Genomic DNA, 17,120 nt, shown 5'->3' with positions numbered 1-17,120 from the left:
CGCCGGTCCGCCGCCCTACGACGGCTTGAGCGTCAGCGTGTCCTTCGTCGAGTTGGCCACGGCGTTCGTCCCGAAGGACCAGTCGAGCAGATCTCCGTCGGCCCACTTGTCGGTCTGATCGGTGTAGTGCGCGCTGAACGCGTGACCGGACGCGCCGGTGAGGTTGATCCAACGGGACTTGTCCCAGTCCCCCACGTTGACGACCATGCGCATCGACGGGACCCAGATGGCCTCGTAGCCGCCCGCCGCGTTCCAGCCGCTGGCGTTGACCGCGGCCTCGCCGCCGCCCAGGTTCCACGGGCCGCGGTTGAGGGCCCGCTGGAGCAGATCGGGGCCTTCGGTACCGAGGGTCTGGTTCTTCAGGGTCAGCTGGTGCAGCCGGCCCCAGCTCCAGGTGGAGATGTCCTTGCCGAGCTTGGCAGTCAGCTCCCAGCGGGCGTCCTTCATGGCGCGGGCGAACAGCATGTCACGGTTCTCGGTCGCCTTGTCCTTGCGGTTCTTCGGCGCCTTCCACCAGTCGTTGTTCTCGTCGTCCATGAGGTTGGTGACCACCTGGTACCAGCGGTCCCCGCCGTCCGGCTGCGCCGAGTCCGCGTCGCGCTGACCGCATTCGCGAACCGGCTTGTCCTGCTCGTCGACCGGGCCCGTACTGTCGGCCGGGAGCACGGTGAGGCATTCGCCCTTGACCCGCATCTCCTTGGGCAGCTTGTCGCCGAAGGCCAGCTTCAGGATGTTGCGCCAGACCGCGTTGAAGTACGCGGCGGCCGCCGAGTCGGGCTCCTGGGTGGAGTCCCAGCCCTCCAGGAGCTTCTGCGCCTCACGCACGCTCTTGTCGGAGACCTTGATCTTCAGCAGTTCGGGCACCAGCTTCGTGGCGATCTCGCTGGTGTTGTCCATCTGCATCTTCTGCATGTCTTCGGTCGAGATCTTCTCGCCGCCCTTGATCTTCGACGCGATGAGGTCGTTGATCCGCTGGCTGCGGGCGCCGTAGCCCCAGTCCTTGGTGAGCATGGGCTCGTACGTCTTCTCGTCGATGACGGGCTGGTTGGCGGTGACGATGTAGCCGCGCTTCGGGTCGTACTCGTACGGCAGCTTGTCGAACGGGATCGGGTCCTTCTCCCAGCCGTACGACGACGCCCAGCCGGGGCTCGGCATCGTGCCGTTACCCGCCTTGCGGACCGGGATCCTGCCGGGGGCCTGGTAGCCGATGTGCCCCTTGTTGTCCGCGTAGATGAGGTTCTGCGAGGGCACCTCGAAGTGCTCGGCCGCCTTGCGGAAGGACGGGAAGTCCTTGGCCCGGTTGAGCTCGAAGACAGCGTCCATGGACTTGCCGGGTTCCAGTGCGGTCCACTTCAGGGCGACCGCGTAACCACCGGCCCGGTCCGGAGCCGCGTTGGTGACGGGGGCCTTCTGGCCGACCTTCTCCAGCTCGCTGCTGCGGTCGGAGATCAGCGGACCGTTGTTGGTCTCGCGCACGGTGATGTGCCGGCTCGCGCCGCCCGCGACCTTGATGGTCTCCTCACGGGTGACGAACGGCTTCACCTTGCCGTCGTACTGGTAGCCGTCGCCGGAGACCTTCTCCAGGAAGAGGTCGGTGACGTCGGCGCCGAGGTTGGTGAACCCCCAGGCGATGTCCTGGTTGTGACCGATTATCACGCCCGGCATGCCGGAGAAGGTGTACCCGGCGGTGTCGTACTGGCAGGTCGGCTTGATCTCCCGGCAGTGCAGCCCCATCTGGTACCAGAGCGAGGGCAGCTGCGGCGCCAGGTGCGGGTCGTTGGCGAGCAGCGGCTTGTCCGTCGTCGTGTACTTGCCCGAGACGACCCAGGAGTTGGATCCGATGCCGTTGCCGTTCGGGCCGAGCAGCGCGGGGATCCGGTCGAGGGTGTCGGAGAGCGAGGCGAGCTGAGTGTTCACCCCCTCGGTGGCACCCTGCACGGTGTTCGCGCCGATGCCGGAGGTCGGCGTCGCCTTCGGTTCGAACTTGCCGGTGACCGGCGAGATCGCGCCCTCGCTGACGATCGGATCGTGCTTGTCGTACGGGTATGCCGGGTACAGGTCCTCGATCTGCTTCTTGCTGAGCCTGCTGGTCATCAGCGAGCGGTCGATCTCGTCCTGCATGTTGCCGCGCAGGTCCCAGGCCATCGCCTTGAGCCAGGCGACCGAGTCGACCGGGGTCCACTTGGTCGGCTTGTAGTCGTTGGTGAGGCCGAGCGCGGCGTACTCGACGGAGATGTCCTTGCCGTCGCGCCCCTTGAGGTAGGCGTTCACCCCGTCCGCGTACGCCTGGAGGTTCTTCTTGGTGTCTGCGGACAGGACGGTGTCGTACTCCTCCTGCGCGACCTTGCGCCAGCCCAGCGTGCGCAGGAAGGCGTCCGTGTCGACCTGCCCGGAGCCGAACATCTCGGAGAGCCGGCCGGCCGTCATATGACGGCGGACGTCCATCTCCCAGAAACGGTCCTGCGCCTGCACGAAGCCCTGGGCGCGGAACAGGTCGGCGTCGGAGTCCGCATAGAGCTGCGGGATCCCGTAGCTGTCGCGCTTGACGTCGACATTGCCGGCGAGGCCGTCGATCTTGATGGAGCCGTTCGTCTGCGGGTACGAGGCCCGCACTGTGGTTACGGACCAGAACGCGCCGTAGCCGATACCCGCGACAAGCGCCAGCACCAGGACGATCACGATCAGGCGGGCGCGTCGCCCCTTCTTCTTGCCGGTCTTCTCACCGGCAGAACCGGAAGAGCCGGAAGAGGCGGTTGTGTTGGCGGGCATCGCTGTCCTTCGAGGGGCAGGGTGGTCCTGGGAGTGCAGGAGCAACCATAGGCGCAGCACCGAAGCGGGTCCGACGCGGTATCGGGGTGCATCGAATCGAGGAGCGGTCGCACGAACGCCCGAAGCCGTCAAGAAAGCGTTAAAGATTAGGTAAGGTAACGAAGTACCGGCCGCCGGAAGACGATTCGGCAGGCGTACGCAGGGAAGGAACGGCCACTGACTGTCCACGCGCTCAACGAACTCCTGCTCGTCTGCTCACTCGTGCTGCTCGTCGCCGTCGTGGCGGTACGCATCTCGTCCCGCAGCGGGCTCCCCAGCCTGCTCCTGTATCTCGGCATCGGGATCGCCATAGGGCAGGACGGGATCTTCGACGTCAAGTTCAACAATGCCGAACTGACCCAAGTGTTCGGCTATGCGGCTCTTGTCGTGATCCTGGCCGAGGGCGGCCTCGGTACGAAGTGGAAAGAGATCAAGCCGGCGCTGCCCGCCGCCGCGATGCTGTCGATCGTCGGCGTCGCGGTGAGCGTGGGCGTCACCGCGGCAGGGGCGCACTATCTGGTCGGCCTGGACTGGCGGCAGTCGCTGATCATCGGCGCGGTCGTCTCGTCCACCGACGCCGCCGCGGTCTTCTCCGTGCTGCGCAAGGTGCCGTTGCCGGCCCGGATCACCGGTGTACTGGAGGCCGAGTCCGGCTTCAACGACGCCCCTGTGGTGATCCTGGTGGTGGCCTTCTCGACCAGGGGACCGATCGACAGCTGGTACCTCCTGGTCGGCGAGATCGCCCTGGAACTGGCGATCGGTGCGGCTGTCGGCATCGCCGTCGGCTGGATCGGCTCGTTCGGACTGCGTCATGTGGCCCTGCCCGCGTCCGGTCTCTACCCGATCGCGGTGATGGCGATCGCCGTGGCCGCGTACGCAGCGGGCGCCATGGCCCACGGCAGTGGCTTCCTCGCCGTCTATCTGGCCGCAATGATCCTCGGCAACGCCAAGCTGCCGCACTGGCCGGCCACCCGCGGCTTCGCCGACGGGCTCGGCTGGCTGGCCCAGATCGGCATGTTCGTCCTGCTCGGTCTGCTCGTCACGCCGCACGATCTGCTCGACGACTTCTGGCCCGCGGTCGTCGTGGGTCTGGTGCTGACCGTGGTGGCGCGCCCGATGGAGGTCTTCATCTCCCTGATCCCGTTCCGGATGTCCTGGCAGGAGAAGGCCCTCATGTCATGGGCGGGGCTGCGCGGCGCCGTACCCATCATCCTGGCGACCATTCCGATGGTGTCCGGGATCGAGGGCTCCACCCGGGTCTTCAACATCGTCTTCGTGCTCGTCGTCGTATACACCCTGATCCAGGGACCGACGCTGCCCTGGGTGGCGAAGGCCCTGAAGATCGCCGAGGACCCGTCCGAGGCCGCCGACCTGGGCATCGAGTCTGCGCCGCTGGAACAGCTGCGCGGTCATCTGCTGTCGGTGGCGATCCCCGCCAAGTCGAAGATGCACGGCGTGGAGGTCGCCGAACTCCGACTGCCCGCCGGCGCCGCGGTCACCCTGGTCGTACGGGAAGGCAAGAGCTTCGTCCCCGCGCCGTCGACGGTGCTGCGGCGCGGGGACGAACTGCTGGTCGTCGCGACCGATCCGGTACGCGACGCGGCGGAGTCGCGGCTGCGGGCAGTCGGCGAGGGCGGCAAGCTGGCCAGCTGGCTGGGGACCGACGGGGACAGCAGAGGGACCAGCAGCGGCGCGAGGGCCCATCATTGACCATCCAAGGCGCACGACCAGGAGTCTGCGCACAATCGCAGGCAGGCAAGCAATCCTGCCTGTAGCATGAAGGAAACCTGATCGACCAACTCTGCCTGATGCAGAGCTGGCGCGACCGTATGGCGGTCGTGGCGTCCTCCGCCTCTGCAGCGAGCGCCCGGCATCTACCGCAGTTCCGCGCGAAGAGGACAGCTCTCGGCAGCCCCCGTACGGGACCGGCACCCACAGGTGCGGACCGGCGGGGGCACCGCTACCAGGCGGCAGAAAGGCATGGACCGTGGCGTCCACGGTCTCCGACCGCCCCGGTTACCAGCAGCTGCTGCGCACCCCGGGTGCGTGGACCTTCCTCCTGCCGGGCTTCGCCGCACGGCAACCCTTCGCCATGCTGACCATCGGCATCGTGCTGCTGATCCAGCACACCACCGGTTCGTACGGCAGCGCGGGCGCCGTCGCCGCTGTCACCGGCGTCTCCATGGCGCTGTTCGCGCCCCAGAGCGGCAAGCTCGCCGACCGCATCGGCCAGCGCGCCGTACTGCTGCCGGGCGTCCTCGTCCACGCGGCCTCCGTGTCGGCACTGACCGCACTCGCCCTGGCGGATGCGCCGCTGTGGGTGCTGTTCCTGGCCGCCGTTCCGACGGGTGCGTCCGTCCCCCAGGTCGGCCCCATGGTGCGGGCCCGCTGGGCGGCCCTGCTGGGCGCGGCGCCGGGCCGGAAGGCCTCGCCGCTGATGTCGACCGCCGCCGCCTTCGAGTCGGTGACGGACGAGTTCACCTTCGTCATCGGGCCGGTCCTCGCCACCGCGCTGTGCACCGGCGTGCACCCGGCAGCCGGGCTGATCACGGAAGCCGCGCTGACGCTGGCGGGCGGGCTGCTCTTCGCGGCGCAGCACCGCACCCAGCCCGCGGTCCGCGCCGCCGCGGCCGGCGCCTCCGGACAGCGCGTCTCCGCTCTGTCCGTGCCGGGCGTACGGGTGCTCGCAGTGGCCTTCCTCGGGATCGGCTCGGTCTTCGGCGGCATGCAGGTCTCACTGACCGCGTTCGCCGAGGAGATCGGCCGGCCCGGCGCGAACGGCCTGCTGTACGGGATCTTCGCGGCCGGCAACATGCTGGCCGGGATCGCCTGCGGCGCCATCGCCTGGAAGAGCGGACCGCGGCGCAGGCTGATCGCCGGGTACGCGGCGCTGACGCTGACCGCTTCGGGGCTGTGGGCGGTGCACTCCGTGCCGCTACTGGCCGGACTCGGGCTACTCGTCGGGCTCTCCATCGCACCCGCGCTGATCAGCGGATACACGCTGGTCGAGACGCTGGTTCCGGCATCTGCGCGGACCGAGGCGTTCACCTGGCTGACGGGCTCGGTCGCGCTCGGCCAGGCGGCTGGGGTGACCTTCGCCGGACGGCTCGCGGACGCCCATGGCGCGAGCACCGGCTTCGTGGTGCCGCTGGTGGGGACCGTGCTGGCCCTGGCGACCCTGGTGACGCTGCGTTCGCGGCTGACACCGGCCCGCGCGACCATCATGGCCGCACGCGGCTCGGTTCACCGCGATCCTGTCGCGGCCAGAAAGTGACGATCCATGCGCTCGCTCAGTCGCCCGCTCACGCTCAGCGGAATACGTCACTGTGACTCGTCCGCCACCTATGTGGCAGCTTTTCGCTCAGGCCAGCGGCCCTCACGACGGCCAAGCCCTGACCGCTGCCCTTCAGGCAGGTGACAGACGTTACTGCAAACAGCGGCCCATAGCAGCTACCATTGAGGACTGTTAGCACTCATCGAGTGAGAGTGCCAGGAGGAAGACAAGTGCCGACCTATCAGTACCAGTGCACCGAATGTGGCGAGGGCCTCGAGGCGGTGCAGAAGTTTACCGATGACGCTCTGACCGCGTGCCCGAACTGCGAAGGACGTCTGAAGAAGGTGTTCTCGGCGGTCGGCATCGTCTTCAAGGGTTCCGGTTTCTACCGGAACGACAGCCGCGGCTCCTCGTCGAGCAGCGCGCCGGCGTCGGCGTCCGCGAAGGCATCCGGTTCCGCTTCATCGACTTCCTCGACGGGGTCGGACGCGAAGTCCTCCGCTTCCTCGTCCTCCGCTTCCTCGTCCTCCTCGTCGTCCTCCGCGTCGTCGTCGAGCGGTACGTCGGCTGCCTGAGCCGAGGTACGCACCACGCTTCACCGGAGACCCCGCCGATCCTTTCGGCGGGGTCCTCGGCGTTTCCCGCCCCCGCTAGTGTGATCGCATGGTGAACGCAGAGATCGGTGTCATCGGTGGCTCGGGCTTGTACTCCTTCCTGGAGGACGTCACCGAGGTTCGCGTGGACACCCCGTACGGACAGCCGAGCGATTCCCTCTTCCTCGGCGAGATCGGCGGCCGCCGGGTCGCCTTCCTCCCCCGCCACGGCCGCGGCCACCATGTGCCGCCGCACCGCATCAACTACCGCGCCAACCTGTGGGCCCTGCGGTCCGTCGGCGTCCGTCAGGTGCTCGGCCCGTGCGCGGTCGGCGGGCTGCGACCGGAGTACGGCCCGGGCACGTTGCTCGTACCGGACCAGATGGTGGACCGCACCAAGGCCCGCACGCAGACGTATTACGACGGGGAGACCCGGGCGGACGGGGTGGCGTCGAACGTGGTGCACCTGGGCTTCGCCGACCCGTACTGCCCCGAGGGGCGCAAGGTCGCGCTGGCGTCAGCCCGCGGCAGGGGCTGGGAGCCGGTGGACGGCGGCACGCTCGTCGTCGTCGAGGGGCCTCGTTTCTCGACCCGGGCCGAATCGCGCTGGCACGCGGCGATGGGCTGGTCCGTGGTCGGGATGACCGGGCATCCGGAGGCCGTGCTCGCCCGCGAACTGGCGCTGTGCTACACGACGATGACGCTGGTGACGGACCTGGACGCGGGTGCCGAGGCAGGCGAGGGCGTATCCCACGGGGAGGTGCTGAAGGTGTTCGCCGCCAATGTGGACCGGCTGCGGTCGGTGCTCTTCGACGCGGTGACCGCGCTGCCCGCGGAAGGGGATCGTCACTGTCCCTGTGCGCATGCGCTGGACGGGATCGAGACGGGACTCGAACTGCCGTAGGGGGTGCCCCGGTGGCGGGTGGGTGACGGAGTTGTCCACACCGTGGGGGCTGTCCACAGGGCTCAGCGGGAATCTCGCGGAAGACGGAGAGTGAAGGGCGTCGGCGTTCGTCCGGACTCCGCGCTCCTCACGACTGGTGGTGTTGGCCATGTTCCCGCCCGCTTCTGCGACCTCTTCCTCGTCTCATGTACGCCCGTCCGTCCCGGGTCCGCCGGTGTCGGCGCCCGCGCCCTGCGGGGTGCCCTCGTTCGCGCCGTTACGGGTGCGTGGGGGCGGGGGGCGTCGGCTGCGGCGTGCGATGTGGCGGCAGCGTCGCGCGATGGCGGCCGGGCTGGCGCTGACGGCCGCGGCGCTTGCCGCCGCGGGACTGGGCGGCGGTGAGGCACCGGGCGGGGGTGCCGGGGGCGCGGCAGGTGCCGGGCCGGGAGTGAAGCGACGGCCGGTTCCGCTGGTGTCGGCACCAGTCCGGATCGCGGACGCGGCAACCGTCCGGCTGCTGCGCCCCGGCGACCGCGTCGATGTGATCGCGGCCGAGGGCGCCGGGGCCGATGCCAGGGTGGTGGCGAAGGGGGCCCGGGTGGCGGCGGTGCCGCAGTCGCCGGCCGACGGCTGGTCCGAGGATCCCGCGGAAGGTCCTGCGGCGGGCGGCGCGCTGGTCGTGCTGTCCGTGCCACGGAGCACGGCCGCGTCGCTGGCCGGCGCGGGGATCTCGGCCCGGCTGGCGGTGACCCTGTGCTGAACCCGGCCCACCGTCCTCCGCACACTGATGCGCCGTCAAGCAACCGGCCCGAAGGCATGGACCGGGTGGTTATGCCTCGTACTGCCCCAGGTTGCGGAACAGTTCGCTCGCGCTCATATCACAGCGCGGCCAGACGACGGGCGAGAGCCGCGGCCAGGACCCGGGGCGCGGGCACCACGACAAGCTCAGACGTGGTGGGGCGGCTTCTCGTCGAGGAAGCGCGCAAGATTGGAGCCGTCGCCGACCGGGGCCCGCTCACCCCACCCTCGGTCCGTATCGTCCGCGGACTGCTGGTCCAGTGGATCGTCGAAGATCAGAGCCGGCTTGGGCTTCCTCTGTTCCGGTTGTACGGGGTGTACCGGCTGTGTCGGTTTCGAATCGCGCGGTCCGGAGGCGGGGGCGGTGCTCATATCTCCAGGGTACGGCGGCTCTCCCGGGTACGGCAGCGGTCAGCGATCCTTCGGGTCGAGCATCCACAGCCCAAGGACGACGGCGAAGGACAGGCAGAGGAAGCCCGCGCCCCACCAGGCCGTTGCGGTGTTGCCCTCCATCCAGTCGTCGACGATGACCGCCAGGCCCCAGAGCTGGCCGATGACCACGGTCATGGCAAGGGTCAGCCGAGCCGTCAGCTTCGCGGAGCGCTCGGGCTCCTGATCGGTTCCCGCTCCCGGGCCCGGACCGGTGTGGCGGACCCGGGGGCGGTCTGCTGTGCTGGGGCGCATGCCCCGGATGACTGCTCTTCGGCTCCGCCGCCGCGATCGGCTCGGGCATCGAGGTCGCGGTGGAGGATGTCATCGGCAAGGCGCATGTGTCGACGACGGCCGCCTCGGCCGCCGTGACAGTCCCCGCCGCGGTCCATCTGCTGACGGTGTGGCTGGTCCACGCCCCCGACTTCAAGCGCGACCTCGCGGAGCAACTGCCCCTCCCCCTGGCCGCGGTGGCCATCCTTGGCTGTACGTTCGCCGGGAAGTGGGCGGTCTTCGCGGCCGGTCTGGTGGCGGCCGCGACGGTGGCCGTCGGGGTGTCGCTGTCGCGGCGCCCGGCGCCCGGCACCGGGCACACCGGCCGCCGCGGTTCCGCCGACCCGGATGTGAGGAGCACGGGATGACCGGACAGGATGCACAGTTTCCGCTTTCACCGGCGGCAGGGGCGGTGGACGCGCTGACCGATGTCGCCGGGCTGCGCGTCGGTCATGCGCAGGTGCCGGGCGACGGCGCGCTGAGCGGCACCACTGTCGTCCTCGCCCCCGAGGGCGGCGCCGTCGCGGCTGTCGACGTACGCGGCGGTGGCCCCGGCACCCGGGAGACGGACGCACTCGACCCGCGCAATCTGGTGCAGCGGATCGACGCCGTCGTCCTGACCGGTGGCAGCGCCTACGGTCTGGACTCGGCGTCCGGCGTGATGGCCTGGCTGGAGGAGCAGCGGCGGGGTGTACGGGTCGGCCCCGATCCGTCGCAGGTGGTGCCTGTGGTCCCGGCCGCGTGCATCTTCGACCTGGGGCGGGGCGGCGACTGGCGGGCCCGCCCGGACGCCGCGACCGGCCGCGCCGCCGTGGAGGCCGCAGCCGGTACGGAGTCGGGGGCCCCGGTCGCCGAGGGCGGGGTCGGTGCGGGTACGGGCGCGGTCGCCGGTCAGCTCAAGGGCGGCGTGGGCACGGCGAGCGTGCGGCTGCCGTCCGGAATCACGGTCGGCGTGCTGGTCGTGGTGAATGCGGCGGGCTCCGTGGTCGATCCGGTGACCGGGGTGCTGTACGGGGAGTACGGCGCCGCGGAGCCGCCCGTGCACCCCGCGGCGGGGGTCCACGAAACCGCCGTGCGCCGCCTGGCCGAAGCACGGGAGGCGAACGGGTTCCCCACGCTCAACACCACGCTCGCCGTCGTCGCCACCGACGCGGATCTCACCCGGGCGCAGGCACAGAAGCTCGCGGGCACGGCGCACGACGGGCTGGCGCGCGCCGTGCGGCCCGTGCATCTGCTGACCGACGGGGACACGGTCTTCGCCCTGGCCACGGGCGAGCGCCCGCTGCCGCAGGAGAACCCGATCGCTCTGAACGAGCTCCTGGCAGCGGGCGCGGACACCCTGACCCGCGCCGTCGTGAAGGCCGTACGGGCGGCGGAGGGCGTCGACCTCCGCCCGGGCGCGGACGTCCACCCCTCGTACAGCGATCTCTACGGCCCCCGCTGACCCACCGGCCGCAGCCGGGCGCCCACCGACTCGCCATCCTCAGAAGGAAGTTCGGACGAATCGCCAGGAACCTTCCGCACGCGTCATACGTTTTCAGGAACCCCGGTCACGATGTCGGACCCAGGGACTACGTTAAGCACGCATCAAGTAACACGCGGCGACGGCCTGGAGACAGCACCTTGAGCGATCCGTACGAGACAACCGAGCAGCATCTCGACCGACTCCTACGACGGGCACTCAACTCTTTCGACCTGCCCGACTGCACGGTCGAGCAACTCGGGACCGCGCTGGCCCACAGCAGTTCCCTGCACTCCTCGCACCACAGTCCCGTGCTGCATCGCGAAACCTACCGGCACACCTACCTGCTGGCCGACGGCTCCACGCTCACCTTGTGGGAGCTGGTCCACAGCACAGCCAGGGACGCGGCGGACCCCCGGTGGCGGAGGCAGCCCGTCCCCCAGCACCACGAGTTGTACGACGCCGAGGCGGACGTCCATGTCGCCGCCGCCCGGCTGTCCGGCGGCTTCTCCGACGTACCCGCGTTCGGCGAGGACGGCTCGCAGGCCGACCTGGAGATACTGACGGTCCTGATGGCCACTCCACCGGCCCCGCTGCCCCGGATGTACGCGCCGGACAACTCCGCGGACCACGCCCGCCGGGTCCTGCGCCGCGCGGAGAACAGCGACGGTCCGGGCGAGGAGACCGCGCGCCTCCTGCGGGCCGCCTTCGCTCACCACATCACCCAGATCTTCGGCAGGCAGTGCCGGGTCGACGGGCGGAACGCCGGATTCACGCTGTACGAGCACGCATTCCTGCTCCTCGACGGCAGTGAGACGAGCCTGTGGGAGGTCGAGCACACGGCGACGCCGGACGGTCGCCACATGTGCGAGGTGTACGGGGACGAGAAGACGGCACGTGAGGCGATGGAGAGCCGTACGCGCATCTGCTGACCGCTGCGCCGCCCGCCGCCGCCCGTTCGTCGAGGGAGGCTGCCGCCGAGCCGCACGCAAAGGTGCCCGCGCCCCCCGAGGGGGTGCGGGCACCTTTGCGTGCGGGCAGACACCTTCAGGACGTCAGCACGGGCTCCTTGGCCACCTCGCCCGGCGCACCGTCGGCGTCCTGGACGTCCTCGCCGCCCTCCACGTGCCTGCGCGGCCGCGCAGGCAGCGCGAACATCACCAGGAAGATCACCGCAAGCACTCCGGCCACCCACCAGAGCGAGTGCTGGAACGCCTCGGCGAACGCCGGACCCACCGCGTCCGGCGCCAGCCGGTCGCTGATCGACCCGAAGAAGACGACCGAGACCAGGCCGAGCCCCAGCGCGTTGCCCATCTGCTGCACGGTGTTGATCAGCCCGGACGCCGACCCCGAGTGCTCCTTCGGCACCTCGGACAGCACCGCGTCCGTCAGCGGGGCCACGATCAGCCCCATCCCGAGCCCCATGACGACCAGCGGCAGAGCCATCTGCCAGGGGGTGATGTCCATGCCGTACCGGTCGGACTCCCAGATGTAGAGCACCAGTCCGGCGACCATCAGCAGCGCGCCCGCCTGCAGTACCTTGCGGCCGAACCGGGGCACCAGCTTCTGTACGGAGATCCCGGCGGCGAACGAGACGGCGATCGAGAACGGGATGCCGGTCGTGCCGGCCCGCAGCGCGCTCCAGCCGAGGCCGATCTGCATGTACAGCGTCCAGACCAGGAAGAAGATGCCGAGCCCGATGCCGAAGGTCAGCTGGACGGCGATACCCGCCGCGAAGCTCTTGACCCGGAACAGCGAGAGCTCGACGAGCGGCGAGCCGTCCTTGCGCGCCTTCTCCCGCTCGAACAGCACCAGGGCCAGGAAGACCAGGACGCTGCCGGCCATCAACGCGTACCCCCACAGCGGCCAGCCCAGCTCGCGCCCGCGGGTCAGCGGGTAGAGCAGCATCAGCAGCCCCAGTGTCACCAGCGCGACACCGACCAGGTCGAGCCGGAGGGCCTTCGGCGCCTTGGACTCGGTGATGAACTTCCGGCCCAGGACCAGCCCCGCGATACCGACCGGCAGGTTGATCAGGAAGATCGGCCGCCACTCCAGACCGGCGATGTTCCACTCGGTGAGCAGTGCGCCCAGCAGCGGTCCCAAGACGGCGCCGAGGCCGACGATCGCACCGAAAAGGCCGAAGACCTTGCCGCGCTCGTGCGCCGGGAAGGTGGCGTGCACGATCGACAGCACCTGCGGGACCATCAGCGCGGCGGTGCCACCCTGCAGGATGCGGGAAGCGACCAGCATCTCCGGGTTCGCGGCGAAGCCGCAGAGCGCCGAGGCCAGCGTGAAGCCGCCGATGCCGATGAGAAAGAGCCGCTTGCGGCCGTAGATGTCGCCGAGCCGGCCGCCGGTGATCAGACCGGCCGCGAATGCCAGGGCGTATCCGGCGGTGATCCACTGGATCGAGCTGAACGTGGCACCGGTGTCCTGCTGGATGCTCGGGATGGCGACGTTGACGATCGTGACGTCCACCAGGTCCATGAAGGCCGCGGTCATCACGATGGCGAGCGCGAACCACCGGCGCCGGTCCGACGGGTCCGAGGACACCGCGGGAGCGGCCGCCGTGGACGGCAGAGGGGATTCGGAAGAGTTCATACGACGAAGTTAAAGGTCTATTAGGTCAGGCCATGACCCAATGAATGGGCATCCTGGATCCATGACCGACACCCCGGCACGACTGCTGAATCTGCTGTCGCTGCTCCAGACGCCGCGCGAGTGGCCGGGCAGCGAGCTCGCCGAGCGGCTCCGGGTCAGCCCGCGAACCATCCGCCGCGACATCGACCGGCTCCGCGACCTCGGCTACCCCGTCGAGGCGTCGCGCGGCTCGGTGGGCGGCTACCGCCTGGTCGCGGGCGCCGCCATGCCGCCGCTGCTCCTCGACGACGAGGAGGCGGTGGCCATCGCGGTGGGGCTGCGGGCGGGCGCCGGGCATGCCATCGAGGGGGTCGACGAGGCGTCCGTGCGGGCGCTGGCGAAGCTGGAACAGGTGCTGCCGTCACGGCTGCGGCACCGGGTCTCGGTCCTGCAGAACGCGACGGTGCCACTGGCCCGCGGCGACGGCGCGACCATCGACCCGCAGACGCTGACGGTGATGGCGGCGGCGGTCACCGGACAGGAGCGGCTCCGGTTCACCTACCGGGCGGGGGACGGCGCCGAGACGAAGCGGCTGGTCGAGCCATACCGTCTGGTGAGTACGGGGTGGCGGTGGTACCTCGTGGCGTACGACCTGGGGCGCGAGGCGTGGCGTACGTTCCGCGTCGACCGGGTGAGCGAGCCGTTCGCCACGGGGGCCCGCTTCACCCCGCGCGAGCTGCCCACGGGCGACGCCGCGGAGTTCCTCACCGGCTCCATCCAGCGCCGGCAGCCGGAGCTGGCGGTCGAGGTGAGCTTCGCGGCCCCGGCGGAGTTCGTCACCGCCCGGCTGCCCTCGGCGTTCGGCCCACTGGAGCCGACCGGCGAGCACAGCTGCCGGCTGCGTGCGGTCATGACGGACTCGCTGGAGTGGGTGGCGCTCCGACTGGCGCTGGCCGACTGCGAGTTCACCGCTCACGAGCCACCGGAGCTGGTGGCGTATCTGAGTGAGCTGGGTGCCCGTCTGACCCGCGCGGCCGTGCCGCCGGAGTCACCACCGGCGGAGCGGCCTGCACAGCCTGGCGCAAAAGAATGAGCCCCGGCGCCAGGGGGGGTGGGCGCCGGGACTCAGCTCAGGGGGTCCGTGCGAAGCGACCCATATCGGAGGCTACTGGACGCGGGGTCACGCCGCAGCGTCAAAACCCGTGTCGTGGGCCATTCGCTTCAGTTCGAGCAGCGCGTGCTTCTCGATCTGACGGATCCGCTCCCGGGTCAGCCCATGCTGCTTGCCCACCTCGGTGAGGGTCCGCTCACGGCCGTCCTCGATGCCGTACCGCATTCGGATGATCGACGCGGTGCGGTGGTCGAGCTTGCCGATCAGATCCTCCAGCTCCTCGCTGCGCAGCAGCGTCATGACGGACTGCTCGGGCGACACCGCGGAGGTGTCCTCCAGCAGATCGCCGAACTGGGTCTCGCCCTCGTCGTCCACGGACATGTTGAGACTGACCGGGTCGCGGGCCCAGTCGAGGACGTCACCGACGCGCGTGGGCGTGGAGTCCAGCTCTGCGGCTATCTCCTCGTGCTCCGGGTCACGCCCGTGCTCACGATTGAACTCGCGCTGCACACGGCGGATCCGGCCGAGCTCCTCCACCAGGTGGACGGGGAGTCGGATCGTACGGGACTGGTCGGCTATGGAGCGGGTGATGGCCTGACGGATCCACCACGTCGCATATGTGGAGAACTTGAAGCCCTTGGCGTAGTCGAACTTCTCGACCGCACGCACCAGGCCTGCGTTCCCCTCCTGAATCAGGTCCAGCAGGGGAAGACCTGCCCGTGGGTAGCGGCGGGCGACAGCAACCACCAGTCGGAGATTGGAACGGATGAAGATGTCCTTGGCGCGCTCGCCCTCGGCGACCAGCGCCTCCAGCTCCTCACGCGTCGCTCCACCGGCTTCGCTCTCCACCGCACCGTCGAGGATCTGCCGCGCATAGACGCCCGCCTCGACGGTCTGCGACAGTTCGACTTCCTTGGCGGCATCGAGCAGCGGCGTGCGCGCGATCTCGTCCAGGTACATGCCGACCAGGTCGCGATCGGCGATCTCTCCGCCCGCGGCGCGAACACTGCTTGCCCGGTTGGTCCCGCCACTGGCGGACGAACGACGGGCGACGGCACGGGTTGCCATGCGTGCTCCCTTGCTGAGTAGGTCGCGACACCCTTTCGGGTGCCCTGCATCCGATGGAAACAACGACTGGAATCCGGACAGAATTCCCATGGCTGGCATTCATTTTCGCGATCATGCAGTACCCTGTCCGGCTGCGAGGGGAGTACACATGTCGGAGCTCCGTGCAGAAGTGCAGGTCAGGCCCGACATCGAGGGCGATCCGGTGGCTCTCACGGACATCTACAACCATGACGTACGTGAGACCGCTCTCACATTCGATACCGCACCCTTCACACCCGAACAGCGGCTGCCGTGGCTGCGCTCCCACCCTGAAGACGGCCCGCACCGCCTTCTGGTTGCTCAGGATGTCCGCATTGTCGGCCCCGCATCAATCCTGGGCTACGCCACCAGCAGCGCCTTCCGCCCCAAGCCGGCATACGCCACGTCGGTCGAGGTGAGCGTGTACCACGCGCCGTGGGCCACCGCACGCGGGATCGGCACACTCCTCTACACGTCACTCTTCGAGGCGCTCGCCGACGAGGACCTGAACCGCGCGTACGCGGGCATCACCCAGCCCAACGACGCCTCGGTCGCATTGCACAAACGTTTCAGCTTCCACGAGGTCGGTACGTACGCAGAGGTGGGCCGGAAGTTCGACACGTACTGGGACGTGGCCTGCTACGAGAAGCGGCTGGGGCCGGAGGCCTACGACCCGGCGGGGTCGCGACGTAGGTCCGCAGCCCGATACCGGCGGCGGGCCCCGCGCCTAGCCTGTTCCGGCATGACCGACACGACAGGCAGGACAGACTCCGTAAGCGCACCGGACCCGGCACCGGTCGACCCCACCGGCACGCTCGACGAGGCGCTGGACCGGCTCCACGCCGCAGGTCCCGAGCGCAACGGCTGGCTGAGCAACCACGGCCCGATGGCCGTCGAGGCGCTCGTACGGCACGGCCAGGCACCGGCCGTCCACCGTTGGCTCGACCACTACAGCCACAAGCTGGAGGACATGCCGGCCCCCACGACCCGGATCACCGCGGAGAACTGGCACGAAGCCCTGGGCGACCCGCACAGGATCGCCGACTGGACGATGTACTTCGCGCAGGAGACGGCCGGGCGCCCCTGGCAGGACGTCCTCACCGAATGGTGGCCGCGCCTGCTGCCGGGCATCGCCGCGGGCGCCACCCACCCCGTGATCCGGGTCGGCCACGCCGTGCGCACCCTGCTCGCCGGTGGAGCGAACGCGTCCCGGGTCGCCGAGCTCGCGCACGGCCTCGGCTACTGGGCCGCCCGCCACCAGCCGCTGCCCACGCTGAACCCACCGGCCTCGCTCGTGCCCGCGCCGAGTGCCGCGGCCGCGCTGGACGCCGTACCACCGGTGGCCGACCAGAGCGGCGGCATCCGCGACCGGCTGGCGCAGCTCACCGCGTTCCCGCTGTGGCCGCAGCAGTTCGCGGACGACCCGGATGTGGCGCGCACCCGGCTGGCGGAACTGGTCAGGGCCGCGACCCACCGCTACGCCACCCACGGCCATGGCGAACCGATCATGCTGGTGCACGCCGCGACCGCACCCAACGCCGTGCTGCGTACCCTGCCCGCCCTCCCCCGCGAACTGTGGCCGCAGAGCCTGGCCGCCGCCTGGGCCGCGAGCGCCGCGGTCACCGCCGCGTACAGCCCGGCCGACCCCGTCCCGTGCACCGCATCGCCGTCGGCATCCTCCGCGGACGAGATCTTCGCGCGGGCGGCGGCGCACGGCGACGACCACACCATCAAGTTCACCGACACCGCACTGGACGTCGGCGACGCGACGGCCCTGGCCGCCGCGCTCCGCTCGATCGAACTGAACCCCCCGGCCCTCTGAC

The 17,120-nt window shown here is 70.0% G+C and carries 13 protein-coding genes and 3 pseudogenes; 11 read left to right on the top strand and 5 right to left on the bottom strand.

Going from position 1 to position 17,120, the window contains the following annotated elements:
- Positions 1 to 15 precede the first annotated feature (15 nt).
- Positions 16 to 2,769, bottom strand: coding sequence for a penicillin acylase family protein (locus OH809_RS25540; RefSeq protein ID WP_406420324.1), 2,754 nt, complete (start codon positions 2,767 to 2,769; stop codon positions 16 to 18).
- Positions 2,770 to 3,012: 243 nt separating this feature from the next.
- Between OH809_RS25540 and OH809_RS25535 the strand changes: the two genes are divergently transcribed.
- The 5 genes from OH809_RS25535 to OH809_RS25515 all read left to right on the top strand — a co-directional run bounded on the left by OH809_RS25535 (position 3,013) and on the right by OH809_RS25515 (position 8,318).
- On the top strand, positions 3,013 to 4,518 hold the full coding sequence (locus tag OH809_RS25535; RefSeq protein ID WP_406424993.1) for a potassium/proton antiporter: 1,506 nt from the start codon (positions 3,013 to 3,015) through the stop codon (positions 4,516 to 4,518).
- 277 nt (positions 4,519 to 4,795) lie between these two features.
- Complete coding sequence (locus OH809_RS25530) at positions 4,796 to 6,082, top strand: MFS transporter (protein WP_406420325.1); 1,287 nt, start codon at positions 4,796 to 4,798, stop codon at positions 6,080 to 6,082.
- Positions 6,083 to 6,312: 230 nt separating this feature from the next.
- Entirely contained in the window at positions 6,313 to 6,657 is a 345-nt protein-coding gene (locus tag OH809_RS25525; protein ID WP_406420326.1) for an FmdB family zinc ribbon protein, read from the top strand.
- A gap of 88 nt (positions 6,658 to 6,745) precedes the next feature.
- The gene (locus OH809_RS25520; RefSeq protein WP_406420327.1) at positions 6,746 to 7,579 is read left to right on the top strand and encodes an S-methyl-5'-thioadenosine phosphorylase; all 834 of its coding nucleotides are present in this window, start codon (positions 6,746 to 6,748) and stop codon (positions 7,577 to 7,579) included.
- Positions 7,580 to 7,727: 148 nt separating this feature from the next.
- Positions 7,728 to 8,318, top strand: a complete 591-nt coding sequence (locus OH809_RS25515) for an RcpC/CpaB family pilus assembly protein (protein ID WP_406420328.1) — start codon at positions 7,728 to 7,730, stop codon at positions 8,316 to 8,318.
- Between the two features lie 185 nt (positions 8,319 to 8,503).
- On the opposite strand, the gene OH809_RS25510 is transcribed toward OH809_RS25515, so the two are convergent.
- Both OH809_RS25510 and OH809_RS25505 read right to left on the bottom strand, forming a co-directional pair.
- Complete coding sequence (locus tag OH809_RS25510; RefSeq protein ID WP_406420329.1) at positions 8,504 to 8,728, bottom strand: hypothetical protein; 225 nt, start codon at positions 8,726 to 8,728, stop codon at positions 8,504 to 8,506.
- Between the two features lie 39 nt (positions 8,729 to 8,767).
- A pseudogene (locus tag OH809_RS25505) lies at positions 8,768 to 9,016 on the bottom strand (hypothetical protein); the annotation flags it as partial.
- A gap of 35 nt (positions 9,017 to 9,051) precedes the next feature.
- On the opposite strand from OH809_RS25505, the pseudogene OH809_RS25500 reads away from it, so the two are divergent.
- The 3 genes and pseudogenes from OH809_RS25500 to OH809_RS25490 all read left to right on the top strand — a co-directional run.
- Positions 9,052 to 9,426 (top strand): annotated as a pseudogene (locus OH809_RS25500) (low temperature requirement protein A); the annotation flags it as partial.
- Positions 9,423 to 10,502: a P1 family peptidase gene (locus OH809_RS25495; protein WP_406420330.1), complete on the top strand. Its 1,080-nt coding sequence runs from the start codon at positions 9,423 to 9,425 to the stop codon at positions 10,500 to 10,502. The pseudogene OH809_RS25500 and the gene OH809_RS25495, both read left to right, overlap by 4 nt.
- A gap of 179 nt (positions 10,503 to 10,681) precedes the next feature.
- Positions 10,682 to 11,452, top strand: a complete 771-nt coding sequence (locus OH809_RS25490; RefSeq protein WP_406420331.1) for a DUF6227 family protein — start codon at positions 10,682 to 10,684, stop codon at positions 11,450 to 11,452.
- Positions 11,453 to 11,567: 115 nt separating this feature from the next.
- On the opposite strand, the gene OH809_RS25485 is transcribed toward OH809_RS25490, so the two are convergent.
- Complete coding sequence (locus tag OH809_RS25485) at positions 11,568 to 13,121, bottom strand: MFS transporter (protein WP_406420332.1); 1,554 nt, start codon at positions 13,119 to 13,121, stop codon at positions 11,568 to 11,570.
- Between the two features lie 61 nt (positions 13,122 to 13,182).
- On the opposite strand from OH809_RS25485, the gene OH809_RS25480 reads away from it, so the two are divergent.
- Positions 13,183 to 14,193, top strand: coding sequence for a helix-turn-helix transcriptional regulator (locus OH809_RS25480; RefSeq protein WP_406420333.1), 1,011 nt, complete (start codon positions 13,183 to 13,185; stop codon positions 14,191 to 14,193).
- Positions 14,194 to 14,280: 87 nt separating this feature from the next.
- On the opposite strand, the gene OH809_RS25475 is transcribed toward OH809_RS25480, so the two are convergent.
- Positions 14,281 to 15,279 carry an RNA polymerase sigma factor RpoD/SigA gene (locus OH809_RS25475; protein WP_398952861.1) on the bottom strand — a complete coding sequence of 333 codons (999 nt, stop codon included), beginning with the start codon at positions 15,277 to 15,279 and terminating at the stop codon, positions 14,281 to 14,283.
- Here OH809_RS25475 and OH809_RS25470 point away from each other — a divergent pair.
- Both OH809_RS25470 and OH809_RS25465 read left to right on the top strand, forming a co-directional pair.
- Positions 15,170 to 15,916 (top strand): annotated as a pseudogene (locus tag OH809_RS25470) (GNAT family N-acetyltransferase); the annotation flags it as partial. The gene OH809_RS25475 and the pseudogene OH809_RS25470 overlap by 110 nt on opposite strands.
- A 123-nt stretch (positions 15,917 to 16,039) precedes the next feature.
- Entirely contained in the window at positions 16,040 to 17,119 is a 1,080-nt protein-coding gene (locus OH809_RS25465) for a questin oxidase family protein (RefSeq protein WP_406424995.1), read from the top strand.
- Position 17,120: the final 1 nt, after the last annotated feature.

The organism is Streptomyces sp. NBC_00873 (assembly GCF_045207415.1).
Taxonomy (GTDB): Bacteria; Actinomycetota; Actinomycetes; order Streptomycetales; family Streptomycetaceae; genus Streptomyces.
The sequence above is the reverse complement of the archived record's forward strand: the minus strand, read 5'-3'. Positions and strand labels throughout refer to the sequence as shown.

Excerpts from the sequence above, each read along its gene's own strand:
- OH809_RS25540 (WP_406420324.1), bottom strand. The coding sequence starts at position 2,769 with ATGCCCGCCAACACAACCGCCTCTTCCGGCTCTTCCGGTTCTGCCGGT.
- OH809_RS25520 (WP_406420327.1), top strand. The coding sequence starts at position 6,746 with ATGGTGAACGCAGAGATCGGTGTCATCGGTGGCTCGGGCTTGTACTCC.
- OH809_RS25515 (WP_406420328.1), top strand. The coding sequence starts at position 7,728 with ATGTTCCCGCCCGCTTCTGCGACCTCTTCCTCGTCTCATGTACGCCCG.
- OH809_RS25510 (WP_406420329.1), bottom strand. The coding sequence starts at position 8,728 with ATGAGCACCGCCCCCGCCTCCGGACCGCGCGATTCGAAACCGACACAG.
- OH809_RS25495 (WP_406420330.1), top strand. The coding sequence starts at position 9,423 with ATGACCGGACAGGATGCACAGTTTCCGCTTTCACCGGCGGCAGGGGCG.
- OH809_RS25485 (WP_406420332.1), bottom strand. The coding sequence starts at position 13,121 with ATGAACTCTTCCGAATCCCCTCTGCCGTCCACGGCGGCCGCTCCCGCG.
- OH809_RS25480 (WP_406420333.1), top strand. The coding sequence starts at position 13,183 with ATGACCGACACCCCGGCACGACTGCTGAATCTGCTGTCGCTGCTCCAG.
- OH809_RS25475 (WP_398952861.1), bottom strand. The coding sequence starts at position 15,279 with ATGGCAACCCGTGCCGTCGCCCGTCGTTCGTCCGCCAGTGGCGGGACC.
- OH809_RS25465 (WP_406424995.1), top strand. The coding sequence starts at position 16,040 with ATGACCGACACGACAGGCAGGACAGACTCCGTAAGCGCACCGGACCCG.